This is a genomic window from Psychrobacillus sp. FSL K6-1415 (assembly GCF_038003185.1).
Classification (GTDB): Bacteria; Bacillota; Bacilli; order Bacillales_A; family Planococcaceae; genus Psychrobacillus; species Psychrobacillus psychrodurans.
The window spans coordinates 1,033,764-1,045,585 of record NZ_JBBOOQ010000001.1; the positions used below are offsets into that span (position 1 = coordinate 1,033,764).

The window sequence follows — 11,822 nt, forward strand, 5'->3', positions numbered from 1 at the left end:
GTGTATTTTCGATATACATTTGACAAAAATTTTTGTATAATTGGTTAGATTATATTTTAACAGTAAAGTAGGGAAGAATTATGGCTACTTCACGTCACACAAAACGAAAAAAGAAGACGAGAAGAAAAATTTTATATACAGTTCTAGTTATTTCGATGCTTTTATTGTCTGGTGTGATAGTTTTTGCTACTAACCTATCTTTACAGACAAAAAATGCTACAGCAAATATGTATGAACCACTTGAACGGGATAAAGTAGAGGAAACAAAAAGTAAGTTTGAAAGTGCGATAGCGGAAGATTCAGCTTTCACATTTTTACTTGCTGGTATCGAAAACCAAGAAGGGGCTACTTACGGTAGATCCGACGTTATTATTGTAGCGACCATCAATCCTAAAACAGAAAAAATCTCAATGGTTAGTATACCCCGAGATTCAAAAGTATATATACCTGATCTAGGATATGAAGACAAAATAAATCACTCCTACGCAAACGGTGGTATTAACTACACGATCAATGCTGTAGAAGAATTATTAGATTTAAAGATAGACTATTACGTTTCTACTGACTTCCAGGGATTCGAGGATATTGTTGATACGGTTGGCGGTATTGAAGTAGATGTACCATTTACATTTAAAGCCCAGTTAACTGACAGTTTAAAATGGAAGACGTTCACTGAAGGAACAATGGATTTAAATGGAAACGAAGCGCTTGCTTATGTACGTATGCGTAAAACTGATCCTCAAGGCGATATGGGGCGTAACTTACGTCAAAAAGACGTGATTCAAGAAATCATCAATAAAGGCACAAGTCTAAGTAATATTACCAAAATCGATGATATGATTGCTGATGTCGGAAATAATGTGAAAACAAATATACCTACCTCTCAATATTTAGGACTGATAAAAATGTATCAGAACTTAAAATCTTCTCCAATTGAACAGCTACAAATCTCTGGAGATGATGCAACAATTAGAGGTATCTACTACTTCATACCTGAAGAGGAATCTATTGAAGAAATTCAACAGCAACTGAAGTTGAATCTAGATGACTTTGGACAAAATGCTCAAAGTGACCTAAATAAAACGAAGAATGTAAATAATTTAACATTGGGAGAGTAAGATGAGCGTCCTACGGGGCGTTTCGTCTTACTCTTTTTTTTATATGTACCATGACAGCTGATTTTCGTTTCAGGTGGACACTTTCCGCGTGCGTTGCCGCCATTTATTTCACTACAATCAATTTAGTAGGTAGTTACTATTCATAAATTAAGCTCAAAATGGATAACACGTTGAATTTGCGTGAACTTATAGATACTATCCAATTCAGTCGATCTATTGAGTAGAAAACAACTTTTAGTAATTCGATTTACACATTTAGGCTGTGAATTAGAAAAGTAGTTTGGTAAAGTTATCCTTTCCGCAAGTAAAAGATAATAGTCCGCAAGTAAATATAGGCTTAGAGCAAGTAAATCCTTTACGACAGCAAGTAAGCCACGGATGGGAGTGAGTAAACAATAAGTGAGAGCAAGTAAAGATAAATTAAGATCAAACCATTCAATAATATAAGTATATGTATGTTAAATAAATCAATTTCATAAAGAATATTATATTGTTAAATTCGAACAGGGCTGATTTCCTCTCTAGTCGGACGTTTTCCGCGGGCACGACTTCAATCTCCTCGTCACTACGAAAACATATGCTCCTGCGGTTACTCGTCGCAAAGACATCGGTCAAACAAAGTTTGGCCAATGTCTTTCCTGAGGGGCTTTCAGTTCGCGCTGTTCCCGCTGGAATTGCCGCCTTTCACTACAATCAGTTTATACATAGATTAATTTCAAGCCCAATATGGAAAACAAGATGAGTTTGCAAGATTATCTAAAGATACTATCCAATTCAGTCGATCTATTGAGTAGAAAACAACTTTTAGTAATTCGATTTTACACATTTAGGCTGTGAATTAGCAAAGCAATTTGGGAGAGTTATCCTTTCCGCAAGTAAAAGATAATAGTCCGAAAGTAAATATAGGCTTAGAATAAGTAAATCCTTTACGACAGCAAGTAACTCTTAGACGGGAGTGAGTAAACAATAAGTGAGAGCAAGTAAAGAGAAATTAATATAAAACCATTCAATAAGTATAAGGATATGTATGTTAAATAAATAACCGAAATAGCGCACGAAATTATATCTTCGTGCGCTTATTCTATGAATGAGAAAGTATCTTTTACTAGTTATCCGAAAACGCACTTACCTGTTTCTAAGAGTTGTAGGGGGGCAAGACAGACTAACACTATAAGATTAACGAAAAAAGTGATATTGGTTTGTGGGAAGTCACAATCAATATCACTAAAAACTCACCCGGTAATAATATAGCAAAATGTCTGTCCAAAGCCCTCAGGTTTATTCTCTTGATTAGCCAAGGCACGTTTCACAAATTAGACAGTATAATTTAGAATCTTACACTATTCTCCATAGAAACAAAATTCTCTTATTACAATTCAATTACAAGAAAACTCGAAACTTGTAACCTTATTGTTATACAAATGGGTATTTTTAGCTTATGCCATAAGATTATGAAATATGTTAAATTTATAATACATAGGTTTTAATTACATTCGTTGGATTGTTTTATGAAATTCTGTGTTTTAAAATGGAAGAAATAAACGTTCTAGGAGGAACAAATGAAAAAAGTAATCGCATCATCAGTTTTAGCAACTTCTGTCCTTTTGCCGCTTAACCTTCTTGCTAGTGAAGCACCATCCGTATATGCAGCCTCAACTTCTGCAATATTAGACGACATTCAACAATTGGTTGGCAACAAAGCGCTGCTTACTGAAAATAATGTCAATGTCAGAACTGGTGCTGGTACAGAATTCGATAAAATAACATCTGTACAAGCCGGTCAAATGGTATCTGTACTTGCCAATGAGAAAAATAGTAAGGGAGAAGTATGGTACAAAGTCTCCTTGAATTCGACGGAAGGTTGGATTATTAGTGATTATTTAACAGCAGCTACTGCAGCAGTTAAAGCGTCTACGACTAAATCTGGAGATTCATATGTAGGTACAACTCAAAAAATAGGGACTAGTGCTTCTAAAATGAGAAGTGGAGCAACAACTGCATATAAAGTAGTAGCTACTATTCCAGTTGGCACTTCACTTAAAATACTAGGGGCATTTACAAATACCTCTAACGAAATATGGTTCAATGTTGAATACAAAGGAAAAAAAGGCTGGGTATCTTCTGACTTATTCGTATTGAACGGTACTGCTGGTGAAACAGCAACATCGATGAAAGTAATCAATCAAACAACAATTCATAAAGGTGCTACAAAAAACTATACAGTTGTTGCTACAGCAAAAGTGGGTACGACATTAGTAGTTCATCAAGAATTTACAAATGGTTACAATGAAAAATGGGTTCAAGTTACATATGCCACTGGGAAAAAAGGTTGGATTCTTGCAACTGCTTTTGAAGATAACTCAATTGCCAATAAAGTTGTAAGTAAAACCTCGACAGTTCATTCTGGAGCTACTAAAAACTATAAAACAGTGGCAACGATTCAAATGGGAGTAAAACTAGCAATCCATCAAGAGTTTACAAATGCTTCAAAAGAAAAATGGTATCAAGTAACTTATGCTGTTGGGAAAAAAGGCTGGATTCCCGCATCCGCATTTGAAAGTGTTTCTACTGTACCCGAAAATCCATCGACTGAAACGCCAAAACCAGAAGAAAATATCGTTATAGAGGAAACAAATTTGAAGGTTTCCGTTTCTGTAGCAAATATGCGTTCAGGTCCTGGAATTACTTATGATGTTGTAACTCAATCGAAGTTAAATGATCAATTCGTTTCAGCACAATATGCAACAGATAGTAAGAATGAAAAATGGTATAAAGTAACTTCTACTAATGGAGATGCATGGTTACATCAATCAGTTGTATCAGTAGTAGACAAAGTCGACGAGACTCCAGTAGTCACTCCAGGTAATGGGGAAACAGGTACGATTCTACGTGCTAATGCTTTACTGTATGCAAATAGTAATTATAACTCAGCGGTTTTAGTAGGCTTACCAAAGAATACGAAATTCACTGTATTGAGCAAATTAGTTTCAACCGATGGGACAACTTGGTTAAACATCCAGGCAAGTGGAAAGCAAGGTTGGATTCCAGACTTCGAAGTAAATGCAAACCTACCTATTAAATATGGGACAAAGACGTCTACAGTATATAATGGAGCAAGTGCTACCGCGAAAAAAGTAGATACAATTTATTTAAGTTCACCGGTACGAGTATTACGTACACTTAACGGATGGGTAAATATCGAAACACCAACTGAAAAACGGGGCTGGATTCAAGCCTCTGTACTTACAGATGTTGCGCCGATTTCACCAGTTTCATTGACGAACGGTAGAACAGAAGTTAGAAATGGCCAAAATTATATGGTTTGGTCTAAACCATCCAAGTTCGACATTACTTATTCAATACCATCAACAAACGTGCTTCGTATTTATGGTAATCTCTCAAATATTAACGAGATTAAATCGAAGGTTACTGGTGTGAAGAGTATGAAAGTTGAGAAGGTTTCCGGTGGTACATCGGTATTATTAATCACTTTCGATCCTAATTACACATACACCATTCGTGATTATAATAACGAATTAACGATTAAAGTAGTTCCAAAAGGTTTAGCAGGTAAGAAAATAGTAATAGATGCTGGTCATGGTGCTAAGGATCCTGGAGCTGTAGGTAAAAATGGAACAAAGGAAAAAGACGTCAATCTTGCAACTGCTCAATTCCTTAAGGCTGAACTTGAAGCTGCGGGTGCAACAGTAACGCTAACACGTAATAGTGATGTTTTCTTGGAGTTGGTTGAGCGTACAAATATCTCAAATAGTTCTGATTATGATGCTTTTATTAGTATTCATGCAGATTCATTTAGTTCTACTTCAAAAGGAACAACAACATATTATAATTCGACAGTTAACTTTAATGGACCAAAGAGTTTGGCACTTGCGAAGAGTATTCAAGCTGATTTAGTAAAAGCAGTTGGAACTTATAATCGTGGAGTTAAGCAACAAAACTTCTATGTAAATCGTATGAATAAAATTCCGTCTGTGCTAGTGGAACTGGCATTTATATCTAACCCGACGGAAGAAGCTCAATTGGCTTCTACTTCCTTCCGTAAAAAAGCGGCAGCTGGAATTCGTAAAGGATTAGAAAACTATTTCAATCAATAATGGAAGGAAGATAAACCAATGAAAAAGAAATTATTAGCAACGGTTGGTGCAGTCCTAGGACTAAGTTTGTTATTAACGATCAATGCGCCAACTTCAACAAAAGCAAATTCAAACTTACTATTAGCATCCGTTGAATGGGTACAAGCACAACTAAGCCCACTACAAACAAAAGTAACATCTTTAGAAAAACAACTTGCAGCACAAGATGCGACTATTAAACAATTACAAAAAGCTGTGGCAGAGGGTGGCAATGTTGTAGTAACACCGCCAACAACTGAACCCTCAACTGAAACACCAGCCGTAGTTTATACAACTACAAGCGCAAAAGTGCATAGTGGAGCAACGCGAAACTATAAAGTTCTATCTACAATTGCAGCAAACAAAGGACTAACTGTTATCGGCCAGCATAAAGGGGCAGATGGAGTATGGTATCGTGTAGAAGTTTCATCAACTGTAAAAGGTTGGATCTTCTCAAACGATGTTTCTACAACAAAACCAAGTGAGTTCATACCTTCAAAGGTTGTAACAAAACAAGCTACAAATGTTCGCAAAGGGGCAACTACTAACTATAATTCGCTTGAAACAGTAGCTAAAGGATCAACATTAACCTATTTAGGATCATTTAAAAATGCAAATGGGGAAACTTGGTATAATGTTCAAACTCCTAAGGGTACTAAAGGTTGGGTGCTAAGTACGCTGACTGAGGTGAAATAATTGAAGAAAAAAGTAATCGCCATCTTATCAGTAGCAGTGCTTAGCCTTGTTTCAACAAATAGCGCCTTGGCATATAAACAAGAGACTTATTCCAAACAGGTACAAGTTGAGGTACATAACGCCTCTACAACTTCTCTTAACCTATCAGGAGTTTACAAGCTCCAAAACTTAACGACAAATGAAATGTTTTATGCTTTACCAGATACACCAGTCACATTTTCTCAGGTAAATGGGGAAGTATCCATCTATCAAACAGGAGCAGCTATGTATTCGGCAAATGGTTATGCTTTACATGCAATTTCTGGAAATGAAAAAATAGTTGTATTTACTAAAAATGTTGAGGGTAAAAAAGGTGCTACAGCTGATTATGAGACAGTTAAATCTTATACAGCTTTCCAAGGGGCAAACTTCGTTGATGAATTTACGAATGCCAGTGGGGAAACATGGTACTCTATTACGGATGATCAAGGTGTTTCATCTTGGATTCCAGCTACAAGTGGAAGAGTCGCAAATGTACCCTCATTACCTATAGGAAAGACATCAAATGGCAGTTCATATCGTGGTAGTTTTAATGTTGTTAAATCAGGTGCAACAGTTCAAATCGTTAATAGACTCGATTTGGAAAACTACTTAAAAGGTGTAATTCCGAATGAATCGCCAGCCTCATGGCATATTGAAGCGTTAAAAGCACAGACAGTTGCTGCACGAAGCTATACATTAAGTAAAGCTGGTATTCTAAGCAGTACGACGAAGGACCAAATGTACAAAGGTTACTCATCAGAACATAAAAATACCAATGCTGCGGTAGAAGCTACTAATGGATTAGTAGTAAAAGCAAATGGCAAACTTGTTCAAGCCTATTTCTACTCGACAAGTGGTGGTAAAACCGCCAATATTGGTGAAGTATGGAATAGTACACAGGTTTCACATTTTGTATCTGTAGACGATTCTATTGAACAATCACCTTATAAAAACTGGACGGTTAGTATACCAGTGGCAAATATTTTAAAGAAATTCGGGTTTGCATCAACTGATACTTTACTAGATATCAAGCTAACAAAAGGTGGATCCAACGGGGAAGTAACCGCAGTAACCGCAATTACTTCATCCGGCGAGAAAACCATTTCTGGCAATGAATCTGTTATGAGAAATGTATTTTTAGATGCTAAAAATGCATCATTAAAATCAAGCTGGTTTGACATTTCCTTCAGTAAACCAACAGGTGGAACGAACTTAGCTATTCAAGGTGCTAAAGGTTCTTCAGAGGTGACATCACTTAACGGAATGTCAGTTCAAACAGCTTCGGGAGTACTAACAGTTCCAAATGGTTCAGTGAATGTACAAACGAACGAAGGCATTATCTCAACAACAGGAGTAACAAGTACAGGGATCCAAACAGTAACAGTTAACGGAAAAGGCTATGGCCACCGAATCGGCATGAGTCAATATGGTGCAAAAGCACGTGCTGAAGCTGGTTGGACATACGATCGTATTCTGAAACATTATTACCAAGGAACAACAATCGAGAAATTCTAATGCAAAAAGGCAACCGCATTTGTGGTTGCCTTTTTGTATTAGCTTTTTAGAGAATCGCTTAGATGCTAAAATTTTTCTAATTACTATCGTTAATTTCATCTGGACGTTTTACCATATAAACCTTGTTTATTTAGCTAATAATGATTTCAATTGTCTGTTTTTGAAAAGTAGACATAGTTTATTGTAGCGTAGGGCGGCGACTCCAGTAGGAACAGCGCGAGCTGAAGACCCTGGACTGAGCTAAGCGAAGGAAGCAGCTGAAGCCGTGCCCACGGAAAGCGTCTGCCTGGAGCGGAAATAAACTACTAAAAGCTCAATTATTAAATTGCTACGTTTAAATTAATAAAAAAGGCAGCCCAGAATTTTACAATAATTCGGGGCTGCTTCCTATCTATCAAGGTTTTATAAAGTTCTCAGTATAATATGGAATTGAGCCATAGACCCATTTTGCAAAGTAAACACCTACACCCAATTGTGTGTAAGCCGTGCTAATGATGTTTTTACGATGACCTAAGGAATTCATCAAAGCTTCATGAGCAAAATAGGGACTCGTATAGCCCATTGCAATATTCTCTCCAGCATTTCTATATTGTATGCTGCCGTTCGAAAGGCGGTCAAATGGTGATTCACCCTTTAAATTATCATGGTTAAAATAATCATTTAAACCCATGTCTACACTATGACCTCGTGCAACATTAGCAACCTTCGAAGAGTTTTGAAGAACAGTCACTCCCTGCGCTTTACGCTCGGCATTCGTTAATTCGAATAAAAGAGTTTCATAGCTTGTTTCTAAAGTCGTAGATTTTTTTGGATATAAATTAGGATTATTATCAATCATCTCGTGATCAATTAAATAGATAGCAGAAATTTTATTATCATTATGCACATCTATGAAAAAGTTTGCTTCATATTTAGGTAAATCATAAGTAATAATTTCGATTGGATAAGTATTTCCCGTAGTTTCATAGTTTGTGCCCAGTTTATTTTCTAACTGTTCAATAGTATTAGTTACTGAAACTCCACTTACTTGATAACTTTTATCTTTCGTATAAATAGATGCTACTTTATTTTTTATATAGCTTATTGCATAAAAGTCATTGTAATTATCGTGATAAACGGAAGTTGGCGCACCAAATTCATTTACAACAGCTACTTTTTGCGGATCTAGTGTTGCTATTGCAGTTGTTTTGTTATCTCCAATTGAAAGAGAAGTTGGAGTGGTTTTCACACAGTTTAACTGACTTAGTTTGCTTTTAGATGGTGTCTGATACAAAATATCTTTATTGTCTAGAATAAATAACCCGCCACCAAGATGATAGTATGTCGACTTGTTGGCGTATACTCTGTAATTCTCACCAGGTTTTACAGCTCTAGAAGCCACAAATTTTCCATTGATATTTTTATAAACAGTCGTTGGTTTTTGTATCAAAACTCGGCCGATTTGCCCGGACTTTAGTTGTACTCCATCCCAGGAAACAATGGAAGGACAATCTGCTGCTTGAGAGATCGTTGGAACTGAGATTAAAGCGAAAAGTAATAATACTACAATAGAAAGTTTTTTCATAGATTCATCTCCTCATAGTAAAAGTATAAATCAATTCACCGTAAATTCCAAAAACTCTTTTTCGACAATCTCAATTTTCGCTTGTCCATTAGTAATTTCTGCCATCCAGTTTATAAAGTCTGTTTCTTCATCTGCTTTTGTAAATACTAAGACTTCGACTTGATCTGCATAGATAATTTCTTTCAAGGGATAGGCAGAGTTACGTACTTCATTTTCCACTTTTCCTAGCCAAGTATAGTCGATAGAGACTTTCATGAGATGATGCAGCTTACGTTCCACCACTTTTGCAACATCGATTCCTTCCGTAGTTGCTTTCCCGTATGCACGGATAAGTCCACCGCCACCGAGTTTGATACCTCCAAAATAACGAGTTACGACAACAACTGTATCCTGAAGTCCTTGTTTTTTGAGCACCTCAAGCATTGGGACTCCCGCAGTGCCACTTGGTTCGCCGTCATCGTTTGCCTTTTGTATATTGTCATGCTCCCCAATAATGTATGCAGAGCAGTTATGATTAGCACTTTTATGCTTTTCTTTAATATTATTAATAAATTCTTGTGCTTGTTCTTCAGTTTCAGCTCGATTCACGTAAGTAATAAAACGTGATTTTTGAATAATGATCTCGCTTTCTCCGTAGCCTTGAATAGTATGGTAATCTTTTCTCATAGATATATTTCTCCTCCTGATTCTATTGAAACATAGTTGTAAAGTAATTTTAATTTATTTTTAGTCACTTAGTGCTATAATAGGACTTGTCATCATTAGTGAATGAAGACTCATTTGGGCACATAAAGGAGAAAAAACAGATGACGAATAAGCATAGTGAATTACAATCGTTAGATGTTATTTTCGATCGAATGGTCGAAGTGATGGATCATTCGAAAAAGGATATATTCATTATAAGCGAACAAAGTCGACAAAGCTTTGAAGAAATGAAAGTAGAGTTAGAAATTATTCGTGGAAATATCGAGACGGTTATTATTGAAGGGGACATGCTTGAAGCGAAATCGAAGCTTTCCAGAAACCGCTTAGCAGAAGTCTCTAAAAATTTTGACTCATACGATGAACCACAAGTTCGCCAAGCCTACGAAACTGCAAATGAAATTCAAATAAATCTTCTAATCAAACGTAGTGAAGAACGACAGCTAAGACTTCGAAGAGACGAATTAGAACGCAGGTTACAGGGCTTGTTAGAGATGATTGAACGTGCAGATCATCTGGTCAATCAAGTGAATATAGTCATGAATTACTTAACATCCGATTTGAAAAATGTAGGTGCAGCACTTGAAAATGCAAAAATTAAACAAGATTTCACCTTGAAAATTATCGAAGCACAAGAAGAAGAACGCAAAAGACTTTCAAGGGAAATTCACGATGGCCCCGCTCAAATGCTAGCGAATGTACTACTAAGAACAGATTTAATCAATCTTACATATCAGCAGCGTGGCGGAGACGAAGCGATGAAAGAAATTATTGACCTAAAAACAATGGTTCGTAATGCCCTATCAGAAGTACGTCGTATCATTTACGACCTACGACCAATGGCATTAGACGATTTAGGATTAATACCAACGCTTCGAAAGTATATAACAACAATCGAAGAATACAATCCAAAAGGAAAGATTGATTTCCAAACTTTTGGAGAAGAGAAACGACTAGAAACCAATTTTGAAGTAGCCATTTTCCGCATAGTCCAAGAGTGTTTAACAAATGGAACTAAACATGGAAAATTTACAGAAGCAACGGTGAAAGTAGAATGGTTGAAACAAAAAATAAATATTATCGTCAAAGATAATGGGGCTGGATTTGATCCGGAGGTTGCTAAAGAAAAATCCTTTGGTTTAATCGGTATGAAAGAACGAGTGGATTTGTTAGAGGGAACGATGAAAATTATTTCATCTCCAGGCAAAGGTACTACGATATTGTTTAGCATTCCATTAAATGAGGAATAGTAAATACGGCGTTTTAATTATAGGAGGAAATGAACATGACAAAAATAATAATCATAGATGATCACCAACTATTTCGCGAGGGAGTAAAACGTATTTTAGATTTTGAAGACTCTTTCGAAGTAATAGCAGAAGGTGACGACGGTAATGATGTTCTTGGTCTTTATGATAAGCATCAACCAGACGTAGTACTAATGGACATCAATATGCCTACTAAAAATGGAGTAGAAGCAACAGGAGAATTACTAGAAAAATACCCAGAAGCTAAAGTAATCATCCTATCTATCCATGACGATGAGTCCTATGTATCACATGCACTTAAAACAGGTGCACTTGGATACATGCTAAAAGAAATGGATGCCAATGCAATCGTCTCAGCCATCAAAGTAGTAGCAAAAGGCGGGTCATACTTACATCCAAAAGTAACACGTAACCTAGTTGCAGAATTCCGTCGCCTAAGCGAACGTGAAAACAAAGGAAACTTCCATCAAACAGAAATTCGTCGTCCATTCCATTTACTAACTAAACGTGAATGCGAAGTACTACAATTACTAACAGATGGCCAAAGCAACCGCACAATCGGAGAAACACTATTCATCTCCGAAAAAACCGTGAAAAATCACGTATCAAGCATACTTCAAAAAATGAACGTAAACGACCGTACCCAAGCCGTAGTAACTGGCATCAAAAACGGTTGGGTTGAAGTTCGATAACACACATAATGAATCCCACTCCAGCTTTTGGAGTGGGATTTTCTGTTGAGAAGAATTTGCGATTTGGTGTAAATCGGGATTCGACTTGCGATTCGTGGTGCCAACCTTGCGAT

At 36.5% G+C, this 11,822-nt stretch carries 8 protein-coding genes; 6 read left to right on the top strand and 2 right to left on the bottom strand.

What is annotated here, in order from left to right:
* Positions 1–80 precede the first annotated feature (80 nt).
* The 4 genes from MKY60_RS04785 (at position 81) to MKY60_RS04800 (ending at position 7,483) form a co-directional block, all read left to right on the top strand.
* On the top strand, positions 81–1,118 hold the full coding sequence (locus MKY60_RS04785; protein WP_090563435.1) for an LCP family protein: 1,038 nt from the start codon (positions 81–83) through the stop codon (positions 1,116–1,118).
* A 1,559-nt stretch (positions 1,119–2,677) separates the two neighbouring features.
* Entirely contained in the window at positions 2,678–5,233 is a 2,556-nt protein-coding gene (locus MKY60_RS04790) for an N-acetylmuramoyl-L-alanine amidase (protein ID WP_340928860.1), read from the top strand.
* 18 nt (positions 5,234–5,251) lie between these two features.
* Positions 5,252–5,947: an SH3 domain-containing protein gene (locus MKY60_RS04795; protein ID WP_340928862.1), complete on the top strand. Its 696-nt coding sequence runs from the start codon at positions 5,252–5,254 to the stop codon at positions 5,945–5,947.
* The gene (locus MKY60_RS04800; protein WP_340928864.1) at positions 5,948–7,483 is read left to right on the top strand and encodes a SpoIID/LytB domain-containing protein; all 1,536 of its coding nucleotides are present in this window, start codon (positions 5,948–5,950) and stop codon (positions 7,481–7,483) included.
* A gap of 394 nt (positions 7,484–7,877) precedes the next feature.
* Here the strand turns inward: MKY60_RS04800 and MKY60_RS04805 are convergent, their stop codons facing one another.
* Together MKY60_RS04805 and MKY60_RS04810 are read right to left on the bottom strand one after the other, a co-directional pair.
* Entirely contained in the window at positions 7,878–9,047 is a 1,170-nt protein-coding gene (locus MKY60_RS04805) for a CAP domain-containing protein (protein ID WP_340928866.1), read from the bottom strand.
* Positions 9,048–9,077: 30 nt separating this feature from the next.
* Complete coding sequence (locus tag MKY60_RS04810) at positions 9,078–9,713, bottom strand: YigZ family protein (protein WP_340928868.1); 636 nt, start codon at positions 9,711–9,713, stop codon at positions 9,078–9,080.
* A gap of 140 nt (positions 9,714–9,853) precedes the next feature.
* On the opposite strand from MKY60_RS04810, the gene MKY60_RS04815 reads away from it, so the two are divergent.
* Both MKY60_RS04815 and MKY60_RS04820 read left to right on the top strand, forming a co-directional pair.
* On the top strand, positions 9,854–10,999 hold the full coding sequence (locus tag MKY60_RS04815; RefSeq protein ID WP_340879226.1) for a sensor histidine kinase: 1,146 nt from the start codon (positions 9,854–9,856) through the stop codon (positions 10,997–10,999).
* Between the two features lie 35 nt (positions 11,000–11,034).
* Entirely contained in the window at positions 11,035–11,709 is a 675-nt protein-coding gene (locus tag MKY60_RS04820) for a response regulator transcription factor (RefSeq protein ID WP_090563421.1), read from the top strand.
* The last annotated feature ends 113 nt before the right edge of the window (positions 11,710–11,822 follow it).